The organism is Microbacterium paraoxydans, assembly GCF_018224615.1.
Classification (GTDB): Bacteria; Actinomycetota; Actinomycetes; order Actinomycetales; family Microbacteriaceae; genus Microbacterium; species Microbacterium paraoxydans_B.
Window position 1 is genome coordinate 155,007 of record NZ_JAGTUK010000004.1, and the last position, 24,616, is coordinate 179,622.

19 protein-coding genes are annotated in these 24,616 nt (G+C 71.8%); 2 read left to right on the forward strand and 17 right to left on the reverse strand.

The genetic code is table 11. The annotated features are described in order from the left end of the window. Positions 1–3: 3 nt before the first annotated feature. The 10 genes from metG to KE274_RS15250 form a co-directional block, all read right to left on the reverse strand. Entirely contained in the window at positions 4–1,581 is a 1,578-nt protein-coding gene (gene metG / locus KE274_RS15205) for a methionine--tRNA ligase (protein WP_211545229.1), read from the reverse strand. A gap of 49 nt (positions 1,582–1,630) precedes the next feature. Further along, positions 1,631–2,800 carry a glycoside hydrolase family 1 protein gene (locus tag KE274_RS15210; protein WP_211545232.1) on the reverse strand — a complete coding sequence of 390 codons (1,170 nt, stop codon included), beginning with the start codon at positions 2,798–2,800 and terminating at the stop codon, positions 1,631–1,633. Positions 2,801–2,841: 41 nt separating this feature from the next. Next, a complete protein-coding gene (locus tag KE274_RS15215) occupies positions 2,842–4,551 on the reverse strand; it encodes an ABC transporter ATP-binding protein (protein WP_211545234.1) in 1,710 nt (569 codons plus the stop codon). Beyond that, on the reverse strand, positions 4,548–5,462 hold the full coding sequence (locus tag KE274_RS15220) for an ABC transporter permease (RefSeq protein WP_211545235.1): 915 nt from the start codon (positions 5,460–5,462) through the stop codon (positions 4,548–4,550). The genes KE274_RS15215 and KE274_RS15220 overlap by 4 nt, the downstream gene beginning before the upstream one ends. Beyond that, positions 5,459–6,439: an ABC transporter permease gene (locus KE274_RS15225; RefSeq protein ID WP_211545238.1), complete on the reverse strand. Its 981-nt coding sequence runs from the start codon at positions 6,437–6,439 to the stop codon at positions 5,459–5,461. Before KE274_RS15225 ends, KE274_RS15220 begins: the two co-directional genes overlap by 4 nt. Next, a complete protein-coding gene (locus tag KE274_RS15230) occupies positions 6,436–8,100 on the reverse strand; it encodes an ABC transporter substrate-binding protein (RefSeq protein WP_211545240.1) in 1,665 nt (554 codons plus the stop codon). Before KE274_RS15230 ends, KE274_RS15225 begins: the two co-directional genes overlap by 4 nt. Positions 8,101–8,302: 202 nt before the next feature. Continuing rightward, positions 8,303–9,412 carry a LacI family DNA-binding transcriptional regulator gene (locus KE274_RS15235; protein ID WP_211545242.1) on the reverse strand — a complete coding sequence of 370 codons (1,110 nt, stop codon included), beginning with the start codon at positions 9,410–9,412 and terminating at the stop codon, positions 8,303–8,305. Between the two features lie 59 nt (positions 9,413–9,471). Continuing rightward, positions 9,472–10,098, reverse strand: a complete 627-nt coding sequence (locus KE274_RS15240) for a class I SAM-dependent methyltransferase (RefSeq protein WP_211545245.1) — start codon at positions 10,096–10,098, stop codon at positions 9,472–9,474. Between the two features lie 10 nt (positions 10,099–10,108). Further along, positions 10,109–10,930, reverse strand: a complete 822-nt coding sequence (rsmI, locus tag KE274_RS15245) for a 16S rRNA (cytidine(1402)-2'-O)-methyltransferase (protein ID WP_211545247.1) — start codon at positions 10,928–10,930, stop codon at positions 10,109–10,111. Positions 10,931–10,939: 9 nt separating this feature from the next. Further along, on the reverse strand, positions 10,940–11,176 hold the full coding sequence (locus tag KE274_RS15250; RefSeq protein WP_211545248.1) for a hypothetical protein: 237 nt from the start codon (positions 11,174–11,176) through the stop codon (positions 10,940–10,942). Positions 11,177–11,360: 184 nt separating this feature from the next. Between KE274_RS15250 and KE274_RS15255 the strand changes: the two genes are divergently transcribed. Beyond that, positions 11,361–12,914: a dolichyl-phosphate-mannose--protein mannosyltransferase gene (locus tag KE274_RS15255; RefSeq protein ID WP_211545250.1), complete on the forward strand. Its 1,554-nt coding sequence runs from the start codon at positions 11,361–11,363 to the stop codon at positions 12,912–12,914. A 22-nt stretch (positions 12,915–12,936) separates the two neighbouring features. Here KE274_RS15255 and KE274_RS15260 read toward each other — a convergent pair whose 3' ends face one another. The 7 genes from KE274_RS15260 to KE274_RS15290 form a co-directional block, all read right to left on the reverse strand. Continuing rightward, a complete protein-coding gene (locus KE274_RS15260) occupies positions 12,937–13,419 on the reverse strand; it encodes an Lrp/AsnC family transcriptional regulator (RefSeq protein WP_211545252.1) in 483 nt (160 codons plus the stop codon). A gap of 2 nt (positions 13,420–13,421) precedes the next feature. Continuing rightward, a complete protein-coding gene (locus KE274_RS15265; protein ID WP_211545254.1) occupies positions 13,422–14,813 on the reverse strand; it encodes an amino acid permease in 1,392 nt (463 codons plus the stop codon). Beyond that, positions 14,810–15,904 carry a histidinol-phosphate transaminase gene (hisC, locus tag KE274_RS15270; RefSeq protein ID WP_211545256.1) on the reverse strand — a complete coding sequence of 365 codons (1,095 nt, stop codon included), beginning with the start codon at positions 15,902–15,904 and terminating at the stop codon, positions 14,810–14,812. The genes KE274_RS15265 and hisC overlap by 4 nt, the downstream gene beginning before the upstream one ends. 152 nt (positions 15,905–16,056) lie before the next feature. Beyond that, positions 16,057–17,859: a thioredoxin domain-containing protein gene (locus KE274_RS15275; protein WP_211545258.1), complete on the reverse strand. Its 1,803-nt coding sequence runs from the start codon at positions 17,857–17,859 to the stop codon at positions 16,057–16,059. A 43-nt stretch (positions 17,860–17,902) separates the two neighbouring features. After that, a complete protein-coding gene (gene msuE / locus KE274_RS15280) occupies positions 17,903–18,472 on the reverse strand; it encodes an FMN reductase (RefSeq protein ID WP_211545261.1) in 570 nt (189 codons plus the stop codon). Positions 18,473–18,547: 75 nt separating this feature from the next. Next, positions 18,548–19,387, reverse strand: a complete 840-nt coding sequence (locus KE274_RS15285; protein WP_211545263.1) for an aldo/keto reductase — start codon at positions 19,385–19,387, stop codon at positions 18,548–18,550. Beyond that, on the reverse strand, positions 19,384–20,598 hold the full coding sequence (locus tag KE274_RS15290) for a heparan-alpha-glucosaminide N-acetyltransferase domain-containing protein (RefSeq protein WP_211545265.1): 1,215 nt from the start codon (positions 20,596–20,598) through the stop codon (positions 19,384–19,386). Before KE274_RS15290 ends, KE274_RS15285 begins: the two co-directional genes overlap by 4 nt. Before the next feature lie 43 nt (positions 20,599–20,641). On the opposite strand from KE274_RS15290, the gene hrpA reads away from it, so the two are divergent. Next, positions 20,642–24,589 carry an ATP-dependent RNA helicase HrpA gene (hrpA, locus tag KE274_RS15295; RefSeq protein WP_211545267.1) on the forward strand — a complete coding sequence of 1,316 codons (3,948 nt, stop codon included), beginning with the start codon at positions 20,642–20,644 and terminating at the stop codon, positions 24,587–24,589. Positions 24,590–24,616: the final 27 nt, after the last annotated feature.

Below are 24,616 nucleotides of genomic sequence, written 5' to 3' on the forward strand. Positions count from 1 at the left end.
GGGTCAGGCCGTGGACTCCACGCGCGGGAACAGCGGCGCGAGGCCGTTCACGCTCGTGCCCGGCTTCAGCACGCCCCACGCCCCCGCGTCACGGATGGGCTGGTCCTGCAGACGACCCAGCGTCTCGGCGGCGCCCAGCGCGATCCACAGCTTCTCCGTGGACTGCGGCATGACCGGCGACAGCAGCACGGCCAGCGCCCGAAGGCCCTCGGCGCACGTGTACAGCACCGTGCCCAGGCGCTCGCGCTTCTCCTCGTCGCGGGCCAGCGCCCACGGCTCGTTCTCGGTGATGTAACCGTTGAGCGCGTCGACGATGGTCCAGATCGCGGAGATCGCCTCGTCGAGACGGAACTGCTCCACCGCGGCGTCGGCCCTGGTCGCGGCATCCGCCACGATCTTCTGGATCGCGAGGTCCTGCTCGGTGTACTCGGCCGCGGGCGGCACGACCCCCTCGAAGTACTTCTCGATCATCGCGGTCGTGCGCGAGGCGAGGTTGCCGAACCCGTTCGCGAGCTCCGCCTGGTAGCGCGCCGACAGGTCTTCCCAGGAGAACGAGCCGTCCTGGCCGAACGCGATCGCGGAGAGGAAGTAGAAGCGGTACGCGTCGGAGCCGAACACGTCGGTGATCTCGGTCGGGGCGATGCCGGTCAGCTTCGACTTCGACATCTTCTCGCCGCCCACCAGCAGCCAGCCGTGTGCGAAGACGCCCTTGGGCACGTCGAGGCCGGCCGCCATCAGCAGCGCCGGCCAGATCACGGCGTGGAAGCGCAGGATGTCCTTGCCCACCACGTGGTACGCCGGCCAGCGGCGGGCGAAGGTCTCCTCGTCGGAGCCGTAGCCGACGGCCGTGGCGTAGTTGAGCAGCGCGTCGACCCACACGTAGATCACGTGCGACTCGTCCCACGGCAGCGGGATGCCCCAGTCGAACGTCGAGCGCGAGATCGACAGGTCTTTCAGGCCCTGGCTCACGAACGACACGACCTCGTTGCGCGCCGAGTCGGGCCGCACGAAGTCGGGCTCGGTTTTGTAGAGCTCGAGCAGGCGGTCCTGGAACTCGCTCAGCTTGAAGAAGTAGTTCTTCTCCTGCAGCAGCTCCAGCGGCTTGGAGTGGATCGCACACACCTTGAGCCCCTCGAAGGGACCCGTGCCGTCGACGATCTCCGACTCCGGCTTGAACTCCTCGCAGCCCACGCAGTACAGCGCCTCGTACTCGCCCGCATAGATGTACCCGCGGTCGTACAGACGCTGGAAGAACGTCTGCACGTTGGTCTCGTGCCGCTCCTGCGTGGTGCGGATGAAGTCGTCGTTCGCGACGTCGAGCGTCTTCAGCAGCGGGAACCAGCTCTCGCTGACCAGCTTGTCGACCCACTCCTGCGGGGTGACGCCGTTCGCCGCCGCGGCCCGCAGCATCTTCTGGCCGTGCTCATCGGTGCCCGTGAGCATCCAGGTGTCGTCGCCCGCCTGGCGGTGCCACCGCGCGAGCGTGTCGACCGCCACCGTCGTGTACCCGTGACCGATGTGGGGCACGTCCGACGGGTAGTAGATGGGCGTGGTGATGTAGAAGGATTCGCCAGCGGGCATGGGGACAATTCTAGGTGCCCCCATGCCCGTGGTTACGCCCGTGCGTCGGTCAGAGTCCGTTGCGGCGCGCGACCTCGCCGAGCCACGCGAGCGACGGCTTCGGGAAGCGCTCGAACGTCTCGTGATCGAAGCCGATGAGCCCGAACGTCGGACGGAAACCGCTGGCCCACTCATAGTTGTCGAGCGCGCTCCAGTGCTGGTACCCGCGCACCTCGATGCCGTCCGCGATCGCCCGGTGCAGCCCCTCCAGCGCCCCCTGCGTGTAGGCGATCCGGCGCGTGTCGTCGGACGTGGCGATGCCGTTCTCGGTCACGAGCACGGGGACGCCGCCACTGCGCTCCCACGCGCTGCGCACGCCCAGCTCGAGCGCCGGCGGGAAGAACTCCCACCCGGTCAGCGTGGTCTCCACGTCGTCCGCGACGGGCCGCGGACCCTCCGGGCCGATGAACGTGCGGGTGTACGCCTGCACGCCGACGAAGTCGTCGCCGGCGGACTGCTCCAGGTACCAGTGGTCGCGCGGATCGCCGTAGGCCGCGAGCATCTCGTCGGCGCCCGGCTCGCCCGTGGAGTGGAACGCCTGCGTGGCGATGGTCCACCCGGCCTGCACGCCCGAGACGGTGTGCAGGATCTCGGACGCCCGCCGGTGCGCCGCCAGCAGCGTGTCGGCCACCCCCAGGTCGGGGTTCGGCAGGCCGTACGCGACGAGGTTGGCCGCGTCCTCTCCCCCCGCGAGCATCGCCGCGATGTTCGGCTCGTTGATCGTGCACACGTAGCGCACGCCGTCGAGGATCGGCAGCACCGTCTCCACGTAGCGCGAGAACAGGTCGACCGCATCGTCGGCGCGCCAGAACCCGTCCCGCTGGAACCACTGCGGCACCGTGAAGTGCATCAGGGTGACCGTGGGGTCGAGCCCGTGCTCCCGCGCCGTGTCGATCATCCGCCGGTAGTGGTCGAGCATCGCCCGCGACACGAAGCCGCGCTCCGGCTCGATCCGCGCCCACTCCACCGAGAAGCGGTACGAGTTCAGCCCGGCCTCGGCGAGCAGGCGCATGTCCTCCGGGTAGCGGTGGAAGTGGTCGGCGGCGTCGCCGGAGGGCTCCACCATGGGCGAGTCGGGGGCATGCTCCATCGCCCACCAGTTGCTCGTGGTGTTGTTGCCCTCCACCTGGTGGGCGGCGGTCGCGGCGCCCCAGAGGAAGCCGTCGGGGAATGCGAGCACGGATGCGCTCCTCTCTCTTTCTTGCAGATCTCTCGGTGCGGTCAGCGGGCGCGCGCGGGGTTGGGCACCGCGTCGAGCAGATCCACCGTGTACGGGTCCTCCGGGTGCTGCAGCACGTGCGCGGTCTCGCCGCGCTCCACGACCCGGCCGCCGTTGAGCACCAGGATGTTCTCGGTCACGAGCCGTGCGCTCAGCAGGTCGTGCGTGATGTAGAGCATGCTGATGCCCCACCGCTCCCGCAGGTCCTCCAGCAGGGCGAGCACTCCGGCGCGCAGCGACACGTCGAGCATCGACACGGGCTCGTCGGCGATCAGCACCTGCGGATCGCTCGCGAGGGCCCTGGCGATCACGACCCGCTGTCGCTGCCCTCCGGAGAGCTGATGCGGCAGCTTGGCCGCGAACTGCTCGACCGGGGTGAGACCCACGGTCTCCAGCAGCTCCAGCACCCGCGCCCGCGCCTCGGCGCCGCGCAGCCCGGTGTAGTTGCGGATCGGACGCGACAGGGCGTACTCCACGGTGTGCAGCGGGTTGAGCGCCGCGTACGGGTCCTGGAACACCATCTGCACGTCCTTGCGCAGATCCCGCAGCCCCCGTCGCTTCAGCGCGGCGACGTCGGTCTCACCGAACCGGACGGTGCCCGTGGTCGGCTTCTCCACCCCGGTGATGAGCTTCGCGATGGTGGACTTGCCCGAGCCGGACGCCCCCACGAGCGCGAGGGCCTCCCCCGGCTCGAGCCGGAACGACACATCGTCGACCGCGACCACCGGATCCTGCCCGCGCCGTGGCGCCGGATAGCGCTTGGTGACACCCTCCAGCACGACGGCGGCGTCGGCGCGGCGGGTGTCGCGCGACGACACGGTGGGCAGCGTCTCGGTGACGTCGGTGCGGGCGCGGCCTTCGCGACGGCGGGTGCCGAGGTCGAGGAACCCGGGGATCTCGATCTTCTCCGCACGGGGGTCGGCGTAGTGACTGAGGAGCATGCGCGTGTACTCGTCCTGCGGGCGATGCAGGATGTCCTGGCTCGGGGCGTCTTCGACGATCCGTCCCTCGTGCATGACCATGACCCGGTCGGTGGCCTCCAGCACGATGCCGAGGTCGTGGCTGATCAGGATGGCCGTGAAGTGCTCGGAACGCTGCAGCTCCTGGATCGTGTCCATCACGGCGTGCTGCACGAGCACGTCGAGCGCGGTCGTCGGCTCGTCGAACACCATCAGCTGCGGTTCCAGCGACAGCGCGAGGGCGATCGAGGCGCGCTGCCGCATGCCGCCGGAGAGCTCTCCGGGGTAGCGGTCGAGCACCTCGGGCTTCAGGCCCACCTTGCCCACGAGCTCCCTGGCCCTGGCGTCGCGCTGCTCCTTGGGGACGTGCCCGTGCGCCGCGAAGATGTCGCGGAAGTGGTTCCCGACCGTCCGCACGGGGTTGAGCGCGTTCATGCCCGACTGCAGCACCATCGCGAAGCCGCCCTGCCGCTGCCGGCGCAGCCCCTCGGCGTCGAGCTCGCGGATGTCGCGCCCGTCGAACAGGATGCGTCCGCCGCTGATGCGTGCCGGGGGCTTCTGCAACCGCGTCAGCGCGAACCCGAGCGTGGACTTGCCCGATCCGGACTCGCCGACCAGCCCGACGAACTCACCGCGGCGCAGGGTGAACGACACCTCGTGCACCGCCCGCACGGGCTGCTGCCCCGGGGAGGCGTACTCCACGGACAGGTTCTGGACGTCGAGGAGGATGTCGTCGTGCGCCGTGGCGTTCATCGGCCCTTCCCTTCCCGCAGGCGCGGATTGGAGATGCCGTCCACGCCGAAGTTGATGAGTGTGAGGCTGAGGGCGAGCAGCGCGATGCACAGACCGGGGGCGAACAGCAGCAGCCACTGCCCGGTGAGCAGCGAGTTGGAGTTCTGCGCCCAGTAGAGCATGGTGCCCCAGCTGACGACGCTGGAGTCGCCGAGCCCGAGGAACTCCAGGCCCGCCTCCGCCAGGATCGCCGCGGTGGCCGCCCCGAAGAGCGTGCCCGCGATGATCGAGGTCATGTTCGGCAGGATCTCGCGGAACACGATGCGGGCCCTGCTGTCGCCGGAGAACTGCGCCGAGGTGACGAAGTCGTTGCCGCGCAGCGACTGGGTCTGGCTGCGGAGCACGCGCGCGCCCCACGCCCAGCCGGTCACCACGATCACCGCGATGATCATGAGGATGCCGCCGTTCTGCAGATACGCGGCGATCACGATCATGAGCGGCAGCCCGGGGATCACCAGGAACAGATTCACGATGAACCCGACCACCTCGCCGGCGAAGCCGCGCATGTAGCCCCAGCTGAGCCCGATCAGCACCGCCACGACCGTGGAGAGGATGCCGGCGGCGAAGCCGACGAGCAGGCTGACCTGCGCACCGTAGATCAGCTGACTGAGCACGTCCTCCCCCGCCGCGGTCGTGCCGAGCCAGTGCTCCCACGAGGCGTCGGCGTTGCGCTCGAAGCCGTTCTCCTTCGGCCCGTAGGGCGCCAGCAGCGGCGCGAACACCGCGACCAGCACGAAGAAGGCGAGGATGCACAGGCCGAGCCTGGCCTTCCCGTTCGCCCACAGGGTGCCGACCATGCGCCCGAAGGAGCGCCAGGGGCTGGGGGCCGCGATGCGGTCGGCCGGGATCTTGACGTTCATGGTGGTAGTCATCGGCGAGTCCTCGGGTCGAGAACCCCGTAGAGGATGTCCACGAGGAAGTTGGCGATGAGCACGCTGACGGTGATCATCAGGAAGAGCGCCTGCATGAGCGGGTAGTCCTGCCCGATCACGGCGTTGAACAGCAGGTAGCCGATGCCCGGATAGCCGAACACCTGCTCCACGAGGATCGAGCCGCCCACCACGCCGCCGAGCGTGAGCCCGAAGCCGGTGAGGTTCGGCAGGATCGCGTTGCGCGCGGCGTACCGGAGGGCGATCGTGCGCCCGCGGAGCCCGTTCGCCTCGCCGAAGGTGATGTAGTCCTCGCCGAGCGTGTTGATCATGGCGTTGCGCATGCCGATGATCCAGCCGCCGAGCGAGGTGAGCAGGATCGTCAGCGCGGGGAGGAACGCGTGCCGCACGAGGTCGACGACGAAGTCCCACGTGAACCCCGGCGTGGTCGTGGCCGAGTAGGCGCCCGTGGTGGGGAACCAGTGCAGCACGTAGCCGAGGAAGAACAGCAGCAGCAGCGCGGTCCAGAAGTAGGGGAACGTGCTGAGGAACGACCCGGTGAGCGTGGGCAGCGAGTCGAGCCAGGTGCCGCGCCGCCACGCGGCCATCACGCCGATGAGCGTGCCGATCACGAACGCGAGGATCGTGACGATGCCCACCAGGCCCAGCGTGTATGGCAGGGCCGTGGACACCATGCTCGACACCGACTGCGGGTAGAACGTGTAGGAGACGCCGAAGTCGAGCCGCACGACCTGACCGAGATACGCGACGTACTGATCCCACAGCGATCCGGTCGGCACGCCCAGCTGGGCCTCGATGGCGGCGCGGGTCGCGTCGGACACCGGTCCGTTCTGCGACAGCTTGGCGATCGCGGCGTCGGCGGGCGAGCCCGGCATCATCCGCGGGAGGAAGAAGTTCAGCGTGACCGCTGCCCACAGGGTCAGCACGAACAGGCCGAGCTTCTGGGCGACGTACTTCACTGGTCGTCTCCGTTCACTCGCGTGAGGTGGGTGAAGATCATCAGCGGCGCCGAGTCGTAGTTCTGCGGGATCATGTACGGGTCGTCGGCAGACGGCCATCCCGTGAACTTGGCGTCGTTGAACAGGCCCCAGATGCCGCCGTAGTACATCCCGATCACGGGCAGCTCGTCGTACACGATGCCCTGGAGCTCGTGCACGATCTCGGCCTGACGCGTGGGATCGACCGTGGCGCGGTACTCGGCCAGCAGCGCGTCGGCCTCCGGGGAGCGGTAGCGCTCGAAGTTGTTCGTGGTGGACTCGCCGGACGGCACGTAGAAGTCGCTGGAGAGCAGGCTGTTGAACGCCTGGTACACGTCGCCGTTGCCCATGCCGCCGATCGCCATCTCGAAGTCGCCGTTGCCGATGGCGCTCTGGTAGCCGGCGGGCTGCGGCAGCTTGAGCGAGACCTTGATGCCGATGTCGCCGAGCTGGCGCTGCACGGTCTGGGCGGCGCGCGTCCAGTCGGAGTAGCCGTTGGCGGTGGTGAGCGAGAACTCGAGCTGCTGGCCGTCCGGCCCCACGAGCCGGTCGCCGTCGAGCGTGTAGCCCGACTCGGCGAACGCGGCGAGCGCGGCGTCCTCGTCCTGCGCGAGCATGCCCTGGTCGGGGATCTCGGGGTCGAGGTACTGCTCCTGGTTCGGCAGGATCAGGCCGGTCTGCCCGGCGGGCTGCATGTACCCCTCCGACGCGGTCTCGGCGATCTCGTCACGGTCGAGCGCGAGCGCGATGCCGCGGCGCACGTTGACGTCGTCGAACGGTGCGACCTCGAGGTTCGGCACGAGGGAGATCACGCCGCCCGGCGGGAACCACCACGTGTTGTGCGGGCTGGCCGCGCCCCACGTGCCCTCCACGTCGGAGATGAACGAGTACGCCCAGTCGTAGCCGCGGGTCACGGTGTCCAGCTGGCTGTTGGTGGCCGGGAGGACGATGTGCTCGATGTCGATCTTGTCGGCCTGCCAGTAGTCCGGGTTGCGGTCCATCGAGTACTGCTGGTCGTTGTAGTTGCCGAGCACGAACGGGCCGGTGCCCACCGGGTTCTCGTTGCGCCAGGTACCCGGATCCTTCACGTCCTTCCAGATGTGCTCCGGCACGATCATGGTCTGGCCGAGGATCGACAGCGACGGGGCATCCTCCCCCTGCAGGTGGAAGATCACGTCGGAGCCGTCGACCTCGATCGAGTCGATGTGCTGCCACGCGCCCTTGATGTCGAGGGAGGGCTCGTCCTTCAGCAGCTGGAACGTGAAGGCGACGTCATCGGCGGTGAAGTCCTCACCGTCGCTCCACTGGACGCCGTCGCGCAGCGTCATGACGATGGTGCGCGCGTCGGGCTGCGACCACGCGGAGGCCAGCCAGGGGTTGAGTTCGCCGTCGAGCGGGTTCACCAGGATGAGCGGCTCGTAGATCCAGCGCGACGCGGTGCGCGTGTTGGTCAGGTAGGGGTTGAAGTTCTTCGTGAAGAACGGGTTGCCGTGGTCGGCGTTGATCAGCATCGTGTCCTCGCCGATCGAGGGGTCGGGCTGCGAGCTGATCTGGATGCTGCAGCCGGTGAGCGCGATTGCCGCGGCCGCGAGCCCCACGACGGCGGCTCTGCGCCAGCGTCGGAAGGTGTGCGTCTCTGCCACTGGGGGACCTCATGTCGTCTCTGTCATGAAGGGCGCTCCTGGGTTCGGAGCGTCCGTCGGCCGAAGCCGCATGAGCGAGTGTAAGCGCATACATTTACGCTCGGCAACCCCTTGACACGGCTCCTCCGGGCGGCCTCGCCGCGTCCGACAGCACACGAGACCCCCGCCTCCGGCCCGCTTTCGCGCTGGTGACGCGGAGTTTTCAGGCAGAGCGCGCCGAGCTCTCCCGCAGCAGGATCTGCAGCGGAAGACGCGCCACGACCGGCGGGGCGTCCGGCTGCTCCAGTCGACGGGCCAGCACCTGCACCGCCGCCCGTCCCAGCTCGATCATCGGCTGGCGGATCGTGGTCAGCGGTGGGACCGACAGCGCCGCGGCGTCGATGCCGTCGAACCCGGTCACCAGCACGTCGTCCGGCACGCGCACGCCCGCCCCGCGCAGCACGTCCATGACGCCGAGCGCCATCTGGTCGTTCGCCGCGATCACGGCCGCCGGGGGCTCGCCCGCGCGCAGCAGCTCCTCCCCCGCATGCCGCCCCGACGCCCGGGTGAAATCGCCCCGCAGCACCGTCAGGTCGTCGACCGCCCGGCCGAACGCCGCCACCGCGGTCACCACGCCCTCCCGGCGCTGCTCCCCGTCCGGCGAGTCCGCAGGGCCCGCGAGGAACACGACCCTGCCGTCGCCGACCTGGGCGAGCACGTGCCGGGTGAGCTCCCCCATCGCTTCGGCGTTGCTCACGGTCACGTGGTCATAGTCGTCACCCCGCGGCGGACCCGACAGCACCACCACCGGGATGCGTCGCGCCAGCCGCGCCAGCACCTCGTCGGGCACGCTGCTGGCCAGCACCATGAGGCCGTCCACCCGGCCGGCCATGTCGCGCACGGTCGAGCGATCGGGGTCGTCACGGCCCACCCCGACCATCAGCACGAACCCCTGCTTCCACGCCTCCAGCTCGGCCCCGCGGAGCACCTCGTCGAGGAACAGCATCGACCCCGGCGCCGCCCCGCGCTCGGCATCCCCCTCCACCACGGTGAAGGGGGGCGCCGCGGCACCCTGATCCGACAGCACGTCGAGCGCGGGAGCGTCCTCGGCCGCATCGAACCCGGGGAAGTACAGCCCCAGCACGCCCGTGCGACGCTCGGCCAGCCCGCGCGCGCTCCCGCTCGGCACGTACCCCAGCGCCGCGACGGCCTCCCGGACCCGTTCGCGGGTCGCAGGGCGGACGGCGTCGGGCGACCGCAGCACCCGCGACACCGTGGCGATCGACACGCCGGCGTGCGCGGCGACGTCGTACACGGTCGCGGCCTTGCTCACGGGCGGCACTCCTCCGGGCGGGTCGGGGTCGGACGGGATCGGTGTCAGGCCAGCGTAGATCAGTCGCGGCGGGCGATCAGTGCGCCGTGCGGACGGGCGCTCACCTCGCCCGCGCTGCGCCCGCGCACCTCGGACCACGAGACCGTGAGACCGGCCGCGGCGAGCAGGGGCGTCAAGGCCGCAGTGCTCCAGAAGTACGCGGTGGTCACGGCGTGCGCGAACGGCTCCCGCGGCTCCCCCGCGAAGAACCCCAGCAGCAGCGTGCCGCCCGGGGCGAGCACCCGCGCGAACTCGGCGAACACGGCGGGAACCTCAGCGGGCGGCGTGTGGATCACGGAGTGCCACGCGAGGATCCCGCCCAGCGAGGCGGACTCCTGCGGCAGCGCCAGGAACGAGCCCTGCACGAACGGCACCCCGGGGTGGAGCTCCCGCGCCGCAGCGAGCAGCTCCCCCGACAGGTCGACCCCGGTCACGTCGCGGGGTTCGCCGTCGCCGCCGTCGCGGAGGAATCGCGTCCACAGCCCTGGCCCGCAGCCGGCGTCGAGCAGCGGCCCGGTGGTCGTGTCGCGCCACGCCGTGATGGTCGCCGCGTCGCGCGGGTCGAGCTGTTCGACCGCACCGACGAGCGCCACGTACTCCGCGGCACGACGATCGTAGGCCGCCGCGACCTCCCGCTCCGCGCTCATAGGCCCGCCGTCACCGCGTCCGGGCGGCGAGAGCGGCCTGATACAGGTCGCGCGAGGAGAGCCCGGTCTGGCTGGCGACCTCCGTGGCGGCATCCTTCAACCGCGTGCCGTCGGCCACGAGCGCCTGCACCTGGGCCAGTGCGTCCTCCGGCGAGGCCTCGCGGCGCGGGGCGCCCTCGACCACCACGACGATCTCGCCCTTCACGCCCTCCGCGGCCCAGGCGGCGAGCTCGGCCGCCGTGCCGCGACGCACCTCCTCGTACAGCTTCGTCAGCTCGCGGCACACCGCGACGCGGCGGTCGTCGCCGAACGCCACGCCCAGGTCGGTGAGCGTCGACGCCAGCCGCGACGGCGACTCGAAGAACACCATGGTGCGGGGTTCCGCGGCGAGACCCCGCAGCGTCGACCGCCGCTCCCCCGGCTTGCGGGGCAGGAAGCCCTCGAACGTGAAGCGGTCGGTCGGCAGACCCGAGATCGCCAGGGCCATGAGCACCGCGCTCGGGCCCGGGATCGCGGTGACCGTGACCCCCTGCGCGACGGCCTCGGCCACGAGCCCATAGCCCGGATCGCTCACGGTCGGCATACCCGCATCGCTCATGACCACCACGTCGGTCTCGGCCGCGAGGGCGGCGAGCTCCGCGGCCTTCTGCTTCTCGTTGTGGTCGTGCAGCGCGATCAGCCGCGGGCGGTTGGCGATGTGCAGCGCCTGCAGCAGACGCTGCGTGGTGCGGGTGTCTTCCGCGACCACGACCTCCGCGTTCTCCAGCACCTCCACGAGCCGCCGCGACGCATCGCCGAGATTTCCGATCGGGGTGGCGGCGAGGATGATCACCCGCCCAGCTTAGGCGGGCGGATCCATCTCTCTCCCTGCGGCTCGAGCGTCGCGGTACCACCGGGCGATCATCGAGATCACCGCGAGGACCAGCATCGAACCGCACGCCAGGAAGAAGACCCGGTAGCCGATCTCGGTTGCGAGAGCCGCATTGCTTCCGGCGAGGAACGCGCAGAACAGCGTGGCGATCCATCCGGTGATGCGCGCCCCGCTGGGGCGCACCACGCGCGTCGGACGCTGATCCATGGTGACGCTCTCCTCGATCTCAATAAGACGTATGACTCGTTTCTATCGTCAAATGAGTACGCCCACCGTACGACTCCCCCTGTCGCGTCACCAGCCCCCGCGGCACCAAGCTTCCGGAGTATCGATAGCGGGGCGCCCTCCGCGCCGTCCCGGGGCCACACCCGGCGTTGTCTAGGCTGGAGCGGTGACCGCGCCCGAGCCCCTGCTGCCGCCCCCGGCGGAGCGGCTCACGCGCTACGAGCGCCTGCGCGACCGGGTGACGAACGCCCCCGACTGGAACCGCGCGATCGCCTGGTTGGCACCATTGGTCGTGACGGCTCTCGCCGCGGTGCTGCGCCTGGTGAACGTGGGGCACCCGCACCAGCTGGCGTTCGACGAGACCTACTACGTCAAGGACGCCTGGTCGCTGTGGACACAGGGCTATGAGGGCGTCTGGGGTCAGGGCGCCGACGAGGCGTTCCAGACCCTGCACGACCTGCCGCTCACGAACAAGGGCGCGTTCATCGTGCACCCCCCGCTCGGCAAGTGGCTGATCGCCCTCGGCATGGCCATCGGCGGGCCGGACAACAGCGCCGGATGGCGCCTCGCGACCGCTCTCCTCGGCGCCGGATCCGTGCTGCTGGTGTACCTGATCGCCCGGCGGGTGACCGGGTCCGTCGTCGCCGCGACCGTCGCGTCCACCCTGCTCGCGATCGACGGTCTGAGCATCGTGCTGAGCCGCATCGCCCTGCTCGACGGCATCCTCACCTTCTTCGTCCTGCTCGGCGTGCTGTTCGTGATCATCGACCGGCAGCGCACCATCCCGATCCTCGAGCGCCGCGACCCCGACGCCCCCGACCCGCTGTGGGGTCCCGTGCTGTGGCGCCGCCCATGGCTCGTCGCCGCAGGGCTCGCGCTCGGCGCCGCGTGCGCCGTGAAGTGGTCGGGCCTGTACGTGCTGGCGGGCTTCGGGCTCTACGTCGTGATCACCGACGCGCTCGCCCGGCGCCGCGGCGGCGTGGTCGTGTGGCCCGCCGCCGCCGTGTTCCGCCAGGGGCCGGTGTCGTTCGTGCTGCTGGTGCTCCCCGCGGCGGCCGTCTACCTGGCGAGCTGGACCGGCTGGCTCGTGACCGACCGGGGGTACGACCGCGCCAGCGACCCCAACCCGCTGATCGCGCTGTGGAACTACCACCAGACGATCCTCGGGTTCCACGTGGGACTCACGCGCGGGCATCCGTACGCGAGCCCGGCGTGGGAGTGGCCGTTCCTGCTGCGCCCCACCGCCGTGTGGGTCGACCCCGACCCGGGCCCGTGCGGCACCGACCACTGCATCGGGGTGATCTCCGCGATCCCGAACCCGCTGATCTGGTACGGGGGTGTCGCGGCGGCGGTGTACCTGCTCGTCCGGCTCGTCCGGGCCTGGATCGCGCGCACGCCCACCGACCCCGCGCTCACGCTGCCGCTGGTCGGCCTCGCCGTGACCTACCTGCCGTGGCTGATGTTCCCCGAGCGCACGATCTTCCAGTTCTACACGGTGGTCATGATGCCGTTCCTCGTGCTCGCCCTCACCGCGACGCTGCGCATCATCGCCGGACGCCGCGAGGATCCGCTGCACCGGCGGCAGTCGGGACAGCGCACCGTGGCGGTGTTCCTCGTCGTGGTCGTGCTCGTCTCGGTGTTCTTCCTGCCGCTGTGGCTGGGGGTCAGCGTGCCGTACGACTTCTGGCGTCTGCACAACTGGCTGCCCGGCTGGATCTGACGCTCGCGCGCTCCACGGCCCCTCAGCCCGCGTCGTCCGTCGCCACGTGGTCCACGAGCGGCAGCACCCGCCCCGACAGGTGCGTGCGCATCGCGATCGAGGAGGCCGTGCGCGCGACCCCCGGCACGAGCGCGACCCGGTCCAGCACCTCCTGCAGCTGCGTCGCGTCGCGGGCGACGAGGCGCAGCTGCATGTCGCTGACCCCCGTCACGGTGTGCATGTCGACGATCTCGGGCACCGCGTCGGCCAGCGCGGCCGCCACCTCGTCGTGCCCCACCTTCTGATCGATCTCGACCAGGCAGAACGCGACGAGGCCGTAACCGAAGCCCGCCGGGTCGACGCGCGGCACGATCGCCTCGATCACCCCGCCCTCGTGCAGCCGGGCCAGGCGGCTCGTGGCGGTCCCCCTCGCGATGCCGAGGCGCCGCGCACACTCCAGGATCGGCAGCTGCGGCGACTCGGTCAGCAGCCGGATCAGCGCGGCGTCGAGCCGGTCGATGCGCACCGCTACTCCCGCACCACGCCCGGGCGCGACACACCGCGCGTGAGTCGCGCCACCACGAGCAGCACCACCGTGAGCGCCAGCGTGAGCAGCAGCTGCGTGCGCGCCGCCGGATCGATCATCGCGAGGGCCACGACCCCGGCGAGCAGCGCCAGGCACAGCCACGACACCCACGGGAAGCCCCAGATGCGCATCGGGAGGTCCTCGCCCGCGCGGTCGGCCCGGCGGCGCAGCACGATCTGCGAGATCGCGGTCGCGCTCCAGATCACCAGCAGCGTCGACCCCACCACGTTCAGCAGCGCGGGAAGCACCACGTCGGGGAACGCCCAGTTCAGCCCGACCGTGACGAACCCGAACGCGACCGACGCCAGCACCGCCAGGTACGGCACGCCCTTGAGGCTCGTGCGCGTGACCGCGAGCGGCGCCAGCCCCCGCTCGCCCAGCGAGTACGCCATGCGGGAGGCGCCGTAGATGTTCGCGTTCATGGCCGACAGCAGCGCGACGATCACGATCAGGTCCATCACCAGGCCGACGCCCGGCACGTTGAGCGTGTCGAGCACGGCGGAGAACGGACCGGCCTGCACCGCGGGGTCGTCCCACGGGAGCACCGCGACGATCACGAAGATCGAGCCGACGTAGAAGATCAGGATGCGCACCAGCACTTCGCGCACGATGCGACGGATGTTGCGCGAGGGGTCGTCGGACTCGGCCGCCGCGATCGCCACGACCTCGGTGCCGCCGAACGCGAACACCACGATCAGGAGCGCGGCCGCGATGCCGGCGATGCCGTTCGGAGCGAAGCCGCCCTCGTCGACCAGGTTCGACACCCCGGTGGCCGGGACGCCGGGGATGAGTCCGAGGATCGCGCACACCCCCACGACGAGGAACGCGATGATGGCCGCGACCTTGATCGCCGCGAACCAGAACTCGAAGCGGCCGTAGTTGCGCACCCCGAAGAGGTTCACCGCCGTGAGCGCCGCCACGAACACCAGCACCCACACCCATGCGGGCACCCCGGGGATCCAGCCGGCCACGATGCCCGCGGCCCCGGTCGCCTCGGCCGCGATCACCACGATCAGCTGGATCCAGTACAGCCAGCCGACCGCGCTGCCCGCGCTGCGCCCCATCGCCTTCTGCGCGTAGGAGCTGAACGCCCCCGAACTGGGGCGGGCCGCGACCATCTCGGCGAGCATCGCCATGACGAGCACGACGATGCCGCCGGCGACCAGGTACGAGATGAGCACGGCGGGTCCGGCGATGCCGATCGCCTGGCCGGAGCCGACGAACAGTCCGGCGCCGATCGCGCCGCCGAGCCCCATCATGGAGATCTGGCGTCGGGTGAGCCCGGGGTGCAGGCCCTTCGTGGTGGTCGTGGTGACCGGGACCTCGGCGGTCATGCGGACACCTCCGCCCGCTCGCGCGCACCCTCGAGGTCGGCGGCAGGCGCCGTGAGCGCCGCCTCCACCCGGTCGATGTCGGTCGCGGAGCCGGAGGAGATCCGCACGCCCTCCCCCGGGAAGGCGCGCGCCACGACGCCGCCCTCGTGCAGCAGCGCGTCGAGCTCGGCCGTCCGCTCACCCGCAGGCACCCACACGAAGTTCGCCTGCGACGCCACCGCCGGCCATCCCGCCGCCGTCAGCACCGCGTGCAGACGGTCGCGCTGCGCCACCACCTCCTCGATGCGCACCGCGAGCTCGTCCTCCGCAGCCAGCGACGCCAGGGCCGCGGCCTGCGCGAGGTCGGTGACCCCGAACGGCACCGCCACCTTGCGCTGCGCCTCGGCGACCTCGCGCGGCGCGATCGCGTAGCCGATGCGCAGGCCCGCCAGGCCGTACGCCTTCGAGAACGTGTGCAGCACCGCGACGTGCGGGTGGCGGCGGAACAGCTCGATGCCCGCGCCCCGGCTCTCCGTGCGGTCGAAGTGCACATAGGCCTCGTCGATCACGACGAGCACGTCGCGCGGGACCGCGGCCACGAAGCGCTCCAGCTCGTCGGCGCCGACGACCGTGCCCGTGGGGTTGTTCGGGTTGCACACGAACACCAGGCGCGTGCGCGGCGTGATCGCGGCGAGCATCGCGTCGAGGTCGTGCGCGTGGCGAGCGTCGAGCGGGACCGGTACGGGCGTGGCGCCGGCGATGCGCACGAGCGAGGGGTACGCCTCGAACGAGCGCCACGCGAAGACGACCTCGTCGCCCGCGCCCGCGACCGCGTGGATCAGCTGCGCGGCGATCTCCACCGATCCCGCACCCACCGTGACCTCGTCGACGTCGACGCGGTAGCGCGCGGCGAGCGCCTGCCGCACGGCCGCGGCGCTCATGTCGGGGTAGCGGTGGATGCTCGCCAGGCGCTCCTGCACGGCCAGGGCGACCGAGGGAAGCGGCGGATGGGGCGACTCGTTGGAGGAGAGCTTCGAGGCTCCGGCGGGGGCCGAGCGACCCTGGCGGTAGGCGGGGACGGCGTCGAGGCCGGCACGGGCGGAGAGGGGCATCGTCAGAGCATCCTTGCTGTGATCCGGGTGGTGTCGCGTCACCCTAGAACGCGCGCCGGGCTGTGGGCAATCGGTGCAGCAAAAGGTGAGCATCGCGCGCAATCGCGCGCCGGTTCGCCGCATCACCCTGGGCAGATTGTCCAGCGCTGGGGTCAGCGCTCGCGCGGCACGTCGGCGGGGTCGGCCACCGGCAGCCGGCACACGAAGTCGCGGCAGTCGTACACGCGCTCGGCCGCCGCGTCCTTGCCCTCGAACAGCTCGAAGCCGGACGCCGCGAAGACACCCGCCTGCTCGGGCGTGACGACGGCGACGACGTCGGCGTCCGCGGCCAGGGCGGCCGCGGCGAGCGCTCCCGCGCGATCCGACGTGACCGCGACCACCTGCCGCGGCGGTGACACCAGCTCGGCGGCGACTCGCAACAGCGTGCCGTGGGCGAACGGCTGCGCCAGGGCCCGTGCGGCGAGTCCCCGCACGATGTCGACCGCCGCAGCGCGGTACTGGTCCCCCGCGCCGAGCCGCCAGGCCGAGAGCGCGGCCCCGGCGAGCGCGGCGGCATCGGACGGCAGGTCGCCGTCGGTCTGATCCGGTGACACCGCGATGCCCTGCGCGGCCAGCAGCGGATCGTCGGCCACTCCCCCGCTCAGCACGCCGTCGAGCACCTCGCGGCCCGTGACCGCCCACGCCGCGTCGCCCGTCGCGGCGGCGAGCGCGAACAGCCCCTCGGCCAGCAGCGCGAGATCCGCGGGCGTCGCCACGGCGGCGGACGCGCGACCGTCGAGCGACGCGCGCACGAGGGTGCCGTCCGCGTCGCGGTTGTCGCGGAGCACGGCCTCGGCCGCGGTGGCCGCTGCCGCGATCCACTCCGGCTCCCCCGCGGCGGCCCCGGCACGGGCGAGCGCGGCGATCGCCAGGCCGTTCCACCCCGTGATCACCTTGCCGTCCACCGCGGGCGGCTCCAGCCCGGCGCGCTCGGCCACGGGGCGGCGGTAGAAGCCGCCCTCGCTGCGGGCGCCGTCGATCCATGACTCCGAGTCCTGCGCGGCCCCGAAGCCACCGCCCTCGCGCCGCAGCACCGTCAGCAGGAACGCGACCACGCCGCGCGCGGTCGCCCCGTCCCCCGCGTCGCGCGCGACGTCGAGCAGCTGCGCGTTGTCGGTGAGCATGCGCTCGTAGTGCGGCACCGTCCAGTCGCGCTGCGTGGCGTAGCGGAAGAAGCCGCCGTCCTCGTCGCGCAGGTCGGAGGCGGTCATCGCGGCCAGTGCGCGCTCGGCCGAGGCCGCGGCCTCCGGGGCGCCCGCGCGCACGACGGGGTGCTGGAGCATGCGCAGCGTCGTGGCGACCGGGAACTTCGGGGCGCCGCCGAAACCGCCGTACTCGCGGTCCTCGCGCACCGCCACGGCCTCGGCCGCGGCGACGAGCGCCGCCGCGTCCGGCAGCTCGGACGGGGTGGACTCCGCCGCCCGCGCGAGCGCCTCGGTCACGGCGTCCGCGGACTCCTCGGCCTGTGCGCGCCGGAGGGTCCACGCCTCCCGCACGGCCGCGAGCACCTCGCGGAACGCGGGCATCGGCGGACGCGGCTCCGGCGGCCAGTAGGTGCCGGCGTAGAACGCGCGACCGGTGGGCGTGGTGAACACCGTGAGCGGCCAGCCGAGGTTCTGCGTGAACGCCGACGCCGCGGCCATGTACGCGCCGTCCACCTGCGGGTGCTCCTCGCGGTCGACCTTGACCGCCACGAAGCCGTCGTTGATCAGGGCCGCCGTGGCCGGGTCGGCGAACGACTCGCGCGCCATCACGTGACACCAGTGGCAGGTGGAGTAGCCGATCGACACGAGCAGCGGCACGTCGCGCCGACGCGCCTCCGCGAACGCCTCCTCGCCCCACGGGTACCAGTCGACCGGGTTGTCGGCGTGCGCCCGCAGGTACGGGCTGTGCGTGTCGGCGAGGCGGTTGGTCATGCGGTCCACGCTACGCCGCGCACGGCCGGGCGGGGCGGGCGGCTCAGCCCACGAGCAGGTCGACGGGGCGCGCCGCCGCGTAGCCGACCAGGGGCAGCGCACGCTCGGCTGCCAGCGCGATGCGGGCCCGCAGCACCTCGGTCGCGACCTCGTAGCCGTCGAAGTCGGTGTCGCTCGCGTACACCCCGAGCGGAAGCGTGAGCGCCTGGAAGAACGCGAACAGCGGACGCAGCTGGTGCTCGATGATGAGCGCGTGCCGCTCGCCGCCGCCCGTCGCCGCGAGCAGCACGGGCGTGCCCACCAGGGCGTACTGCCCGACGAAGTCGAACAGGTGCTTGAACAGCCCGGTGAAGGACGCGCGGTAGACGGGGCTGCCCACGATCAGCAGATCGGCGTTCTCGATCGCCTGCAGCTTCTCCTCCACCGCGGGCGGCAGCTGGTCGCGGCGCAGCGCCCCGGCCAGCTCGGGGCCGAGCTGCGTGAGCTCGATGAGCTGCGCGTCGACGTCCGCCCGCTCGGCGATCGCGGCCGTGATCGCGCGCACGAGGGCGGTCGTCTTGCTGGGCTCGTGCAGGGAGCCCGACACGGCCACGACACGGTACGGAGCTGTCATGGCCTCGACGGTACCCACGAGAACGCCCCGTGTCGCGCGAAGCGACACGGGGCGTCATCTGGTGCGAGCGGCGGCTCAGTTCACGTCGTCGGGGTGCGAGCCGACGCGGCCCGAACTGTCGAGCGGGTCGATCGCGTCGATCGCGGCGATCTCGGCGTCGGTCAGCTCGAAGCCGAACACGTCGAGGTTCTCGCGCAGACGCTCCGGGCGCACCGACTTCGGGAAGACGATGATGCCCTTCTGCAGGTGCCAGCGCAGCACGGCCTGCGCGGGAGTGACACCGTGCGCTGCGGCCGCGTCGGCGACCGCCGGGATGCCGAACAGGTCGTACTTGCCCTGGCCCAGCGGACCCCACGCCTCGATGCGCACGCCGTTCGCGTCGGCCCAGGCGACCTCCTCGCGGCGCTGGTAGGCGGGGTGCAGCTCGATCTGGTTGACGGCCGGCACCACGCCGGTCTCCTTCACGGTGCGCTCCAGGTGCGGCACGAGGAAGTTGGAGACGCCGATGCTGCGCGTGAGCCCGGCGTCACGCAGCTCGACGAGCTTCGCGAACGCGTGCACGTAGTCGTCCTTGGCGGGGGTCGGCCAGTGCACGAGGTACAGGTCGACCTGCTCGAGGCCGAGCTTCTCCAGGCTCTCGCCGATGGCCGCGCGCGGCTCGTCGTCGTGGTGGCGGTCGTTCCACAGCTTCGTGGTGATGAACAGCTCGTCGCGCGGGATGCCGGAGGCGGCGATCGCGGCGCCGACGCCCTCCTCGTTGCCGTAGATCGCGGCGGTGTCGATGTGGCGGTAGCCGATCTCCAGCGCTTCGCTCACCGCGCGCTCGGTCTCGGCCGGCGGCACCTGGAAGACGCCGTAGCCGAGCTGCGGGATGGAGTTGCCGTCGTTCAGTTCGAGAGAGGGAATGGTGGTCATGACTCCAGCCTATGACCTGTGATGACAGGTGCGGCCGGATCGTGACGATCCATGTCGGTTCCGGACGCGCGCGGCCCGTCGGGTACCGAGGCCATCGCCTGAGCCGCGCGCCCGACGAGGCGCTCCAGCGGACCGCGTCCGAAGAACATCGACCACAGGGTCGCGGCCGCCACGAGCGCCACCGCCGTCGCCGCCCAGAACGCATTGCTCTGCACGAACCCACCGGGGCCGACCAGCACCACGATCGACACCACGTGCACCGTGTACGCCGTGAGCGGCATGGACCCGAGCGCCGCGAGCGGCAGGAACGGCCACCGCAGCGGACGGCTCAGCAGCAGGCACACCGCGATGACCGCGAGCGCGAAGCCGCCCGAGCCGAGGATCTCGGCCGTGCCCCCGGAGTGCGGTTCGACGCCGAAGAACGCCACCAGCACCGACCGCAGCGGGTCGAGCGCCGCCAGCGCCTCGGGATACGCCGCCCAGCCTGAGCCGGACCCGAAGCCGCCGTCGGCCTCCACGACCCCGGCCGCCTGACCGACGGCGCCCAGCCCGTAGCCCACGACCGCGAGCAGCACGCCGACACCGAACGCCACGGCCGCCGTGGTCAGCCGCTCCACGTGCAGCCGCCCCAGGGCGAGCCCGCCCAGCACGAACGCCAGCCACGCCGTGAGCGGGTACACGCCGTACAGCGCGAAGCCGATGCCCGCGCCGTAGGGCTGCAGCGCGAGGGCGTTCACGAGCGCGAGCACGGCGGGGCCCGCGACCGCCAGCACCCCGGCCGCGAGCAGCAGCTGCCAGGCGCGCCACCGCAGGAACGGGATGACGGCGACGTAGAGCAGCCCGTACAACGTGAGGATCACCGCGATGGGCGTGTTCAGCAGTTCCAGCGCGAGACCGATCAGGAAGATCACGGCGCCGCGGCCGACGAGACCGAGGCGCAGGGCGGGCATCCGCTCGGGCGGCGGCAGGGTGCTGCGTCCGGTCATCAGTGCGATGGACACTCCGGCGAGCACGGCGAACAGGATCGAGGAGCGCCCGTGCACGAGGTCGGTCCACGTGCCGGGGTCGGTCCAGGAGAACGGCTGGAACTCGCCGACGTGGGCGCCGGCCATGCCCAGGATGGCGAGGGCGCGCGCGACGTCGAGGCCGATGATGCGCGGTGGTCGTCCGAAGTCACGGAACCAGCGGACGGGCGCGAGAGCGGAGGTCACGTGTTGATCGTAGGGGGCGCATCCCGGCATACGATGGAGGGCTATGTCCTCCCCCGTCATCTCCTATCCCCCGGAGCTGCCCGTCAGCGCCGCGCGGGACGAGATCGCCGCCGCGATCCGCGATCACCAGGTGGTGATCGTGGCGGGCGCGACCGGCTCGGGCAAGACCACGCAGCTGCCGAAGATCGCGCTCGAACTGGGCCGCGAGCGCATCGCCCACACGCAGCCGCGCCGCCTGGCCGCCCGCACGATCGCGGAGCGCGTGGCGGAGGAGCTGCACGTCGAACTCGGCACGCTCGTCGGCTACAAGGTGCGCTTCACCGACCGGGTGTCGGACGAGACCCGCATCGCGCTGATGACCGACGGCATCCTGCTCAACGAGATCCACCGCGACCGGCTGCTCACCCGGTACGACACGATCATCATCGACGAGGCCCACGAGCGCTCCCTCAACGTCGACTTCCTGCTGGGCTACCTCGCCCGCATCCTGCCGGAGCGGCCCGACCTCAAGGTGGTCATCACCTCGGCGACCATCGACCCGGAGAGCTTCGCGCGCCACTTCGCCGCCGCCGACGGCACTCCCGCCCCGATCATCGAGGTGTCCGGCCGCACGTATCCGGTGGAGATCCGCTACCGCCCGCTCACGGACGAGTCGGACGAGGCGCCGGCCGCGGGCGAACCGGAGGACGAGGTGTCGGCGATCGTCGCCGCGCTGCGCGAGCTCGACCGCGAGGCGCCGGGCGACGTGTTGGTGTTCCTGCCCGGCGAGGCCGAGATCCGCGACGCGGCCGATGCGGTGCGCGGGGCCTACGCCAAGGACCGCTCCCCCACGGAGGTGCTGCCGCTGTTCGGACGGCTGTCGGCCGCGGAGCAGCACCGCGTGTTCGAACGCAGCAGCGTCGCGGGCGTGCGGCGGAGGGTCGTGCTGGCGACGAACGTGGCCGAGACCAGCCTCACGGTCCCCGGCATCAAGTACGTGATCGACACCGGCACCGCCCGCATCTCCCGGTACAGCAACCGCTCGAAGGTGCAGCGCCTGCCGATCGAGGCGATCTCGCAGGCCTCGGCCAACCAGCGCTCCGGCCGTGCCGGGCGCACGAGCGAGGGCATCGCGATCCGCCTGTACGCGCAGGAGGACTTCGAGCGGCGCCCGGAGTTCACCGAGCCGGAGATCCTGCGCACCTCGCTCGCCTCGGTCATCCTGCAGATGCTGTCGCTGGGCTTCGGCGACATCGCCGCGTTCCCCTTCCTCACCCCGCCCGACTCGCGCGGCGTGAAGGCCGCGTTCGATCTGCTCACCGAGCTCGGCGCCGTGGCCCTTCGTCGGGCTCAGGGACCGGATCAGGGAGCGCCGCACCTCACCCGCGTCGGCCGGGACATCTCCCGCATGCCGATCGACCCGCGGTTCGCGCGCATGCTGATCGAGGCGGGGCGCAGCGACCGCAGCGGCACGGTGCTGCGCGACGTGCTCGCGATCGTCGCCGGCCTCACCATCCAGGACGTGCGGGAGCGGCCGGAGGAGCGCCGGGAAGAGGCCGACCGCCTGCACGCGCGCTTCGCCGACCCCACGAGCGACTTCCTGACGCTGCTGAACCTGTGGAACCACCTGCGCGAGCAGCAGCGGGAGCTGGGGTCGAGCGCGTTCCGCCGCCTGTGCCGCGCGGAGCACCTGAACTACGTGCGCGTGCGCGAGTGGTTCGACGTGCACCGCCAGCTGCGCACGCTCGTGAAGACCACCGAGCGCGGCGACCACAACGGCGGCGCGGCCGACCCCGACGCGATCCACCGCGCCCTGCTGGCCGGCCTGCTGTCGCAGATCGGCATCCTCGACGAGCGCACCGCCCCCGCGGGCAAGGCCCACTCCCCCGCCAAGGAGCCGAAGGGCCGCCGCCCCACCGAGTACCGCGGAGCGCGCGGCATCCGGTTCTCGATCTTCCCCGGCTCTGCGCTGCGCAAGAAGAGCCCGCGCGCCGTGATGGCCGCCGAGATCGTGGAGACCTCGCGCACGTTCGCGCGGACGGTCGCCGCGATCGACCCCGCCTGGGCCGAACCGCTCGCGGGCGACCTCGCCAAGCGGCAGGTGACCGAGCCGCACTGGTCGAAGGACGCGGGGGCCGCCGTCGCGTACGAGAAGGTCACGCTGTTCGGCATCGAGATCATCCCGCGCCGCCGCGTGCAGTTCGCCCGCATCGACCGGGCCGCCGCGCGCGAGCTCTTCGTGCGGCACGCGCTCGTCGAGGGCGAGTGGGATCCGTCGCGCATCGACAAGCGGGTGAGCGCGTTCTGGCGCAGCAACGCCGAGCTGCGCCGCCGCCTGGAGAAGCTGGAGGAGCGCGAGCGCCGCCGCGACATCCTCGCGGGCGACGAGGCCGTGTTCCGCTTCTACGACGAGCGCATCCCGGCCGAGGTCTTCGACGTGCGGTCGTTCGAGAAGTGGTGGCGGGAGGCTCTCTCGACCACCCCGAAGCTGCTCGTGATGCGCGAGAGCGACCTCGTCGACGAGGCCGACCGCGCGGACCAGCGCGAGTTCCCGACGCGCTGGACCCAGGGCGATCAGGTGCTGGGCCTCGCCTACCGTTTCGAGCCGGGCGCCGCAGACGACGGTGTCAGCGTGGTGCTGCCGCTGCCGCTGCTGGCGCAGATCGAGGACCGCGGGTTCGACTGGCAGGTGCCCGGTCTGCGCGCCGAGCTCGTCACGGGGCTGCTGCGCGCGCTGCCCAAGTCCATCCGCCGCCATGTGGTGCCCGCCGCCGACTGGGCGGAGAAGTTCGGCGCCGAGCTGGCCGACCAGGGTCCGGAGTCGCACGGCGGGCTGCCGCCGCGCACGCTCAAGGAGGCGCTCGCGCGGCTCATCCAGCCGCTCGCGAATCAGCTCGTGTCGGCCGCCGACTTCGAAGACGACCGCGTGCCCGCCCACCTGCGGATGAACTTCCGCGCGGTGGACGAGCGTGGCCGCGTCGTCGGCTCCGGCCGCGACCTGCCGGCGCTCCAGGCGCAGCTGTCCGACCGCGCGCGCAGCAGCGTCGCCCGCTCGATCGCCCGTCCGCCGCGCCCCGGTGGACCGGAAACGACGACGGGTGCCGAGCGCGTCGCCGCCGCCCCGGTCGAGCAGACCGGGCTGACCGCGTGGACGTTCGGCGCGCTGCCCGAGGTGCTCGACACGCGCGTGGCGGGCGGCGTGGTGCGCGGCTACCCCGCCCTGGTCGACGCGGGCAAGAGCGTGTCGGTGCGGGTGGAGGCCACCGCGGAGGCCGCCGCGACAGCGACCAGGGACGGCGTGCTGCGCCTGGTGCTGCTCACGGTGCCCTCACCCTCCTCGTACGTGCAGGAGCACCTGACGAGCCAGGAGAAGCTGGCGCTCGCGGCCTCGCCGTACCCCTCGGCCGCGGCGCTGATCGAGGACGCCAGGGCCGCGGTCGCCCGCCGCGTGATCGACGCGTCGACGGGCGGGCAGGACGGCACCGACCGCGGCATCGTGCGCACGGAACAGGAGTTCGCGCGCGTCCGGGACGCCGTGTCGGCCGTGCTGGTCGACGAGCTGTTTGCCGCGGTGTCGCTCGTGGCGCGCATCCTGATGAAAGCCCGCGAGGTGGAGCGCGGCATCAAGGCGCAGAACTCGCTGGCCCTGCTCGGTCCGCTCAACGACATCCGCACGCAGCTGTCCGGGCTGCTGCACCCCGGGTTCGTGTCGGCGGCGGGCATCGACCGCCTTGCGCACTACCCCCGCTACCTCGACGGCATGCTCGACCGGCTGAAGACGCTGGCGAACGAGCCGGGCAAGGACCGCGCGCGCCTGACCGAGTACGAGCGCATGGCGACCGCGTTCGCCGAGGCGGGCGGCACCATCCCGCTCCCCGCCGACGCGCCACCCACCCTGGTCGAGGTGCGCTGGCTGCTGGAGGAGTACCGCGTGAGCGTGTTCGCGCAGCGCCTCGGCACCGCGCAGCCGGTCTCGCCGCAGCGGATCATGAAGGCCCTGTCCGGCCGCTGACCCCGCCGGCGCGGGTAGCCTGGGCTC

Coding starts and splice junctions, on each gene's coding strand:
- metG (WP_211545229.1), bottom strand. CDS start 1,581: ATGCCCGCTGGCGAATCCTTCTACATCACCACGCCCATCTACTACCCG.
- KE274_RS15215 (WP_211545234.1), bottom strand. CDS start 4,551: ATGAACGCCACGGCGCACGACGACATCCTCCTCGACGTCCAGAACCTG.
- KE274_RS15220 (WP_211545235.1), bottom strand. CDS start 5,462: ATGACTACCACCATGAACGTCAAGATCCCGGCCGACCGCATCGCGGCC.
- KE274_RS15240 (WP_211545245.1), bottom strand. CDS start 10,098: ATGAGCGCGGAGCGGGAGGTCGCGGCGGCCTACGATCGTCGTGCCGCG.
- KE274_RS15250 (WP_211545248.1), bottom strand. CDS start 11,176: ATGGATCAGCGTCCGACGCGCGTGGTGCGCCCCAGCGGGGCGCGCATC.
- KE274_RS15265 (WP_211545254.1), bottom strand. CDS start 14,813: ATGACCGCCGAGGTCCCGGTCACCACGACCACCACGAAGGGCCTGCAC.
- hisC (WP_211545256.1), bottom strand. CDS start 15,904: ATGCCCCTCTCCGCCCGTGCCGGCCTCGACGCCGTCCCCGCCTACCGC.
- KE274_RS15275 (WP_211545258.1), bottom strand. CDS start 17,859: ATGACCAACCGCCTCGCCGACACGCACAGCCCGTACCTGCGGGCGCAC.
- msuE (WP_211545261.1), bottom strand. CDS start 18,472: ATGACAGCTCCGTACCGTGTCGTGGCCGTGTCGGGCTCCCTGCACGAG.
- KE274_RS15285 (WP_211545263.1), bottom strand. CDS start 19,387: ATGACCACCATTCCCTCTCTCGAACTGAACGACGGCAACTCCATCCCG.
- hrpA (WP_211545267.1), top strand. CDS start 20,642: ATGTCCTCCCCCGTCATCTCCTATCCCCCGGAGCTGCCCGTCAGCGCC.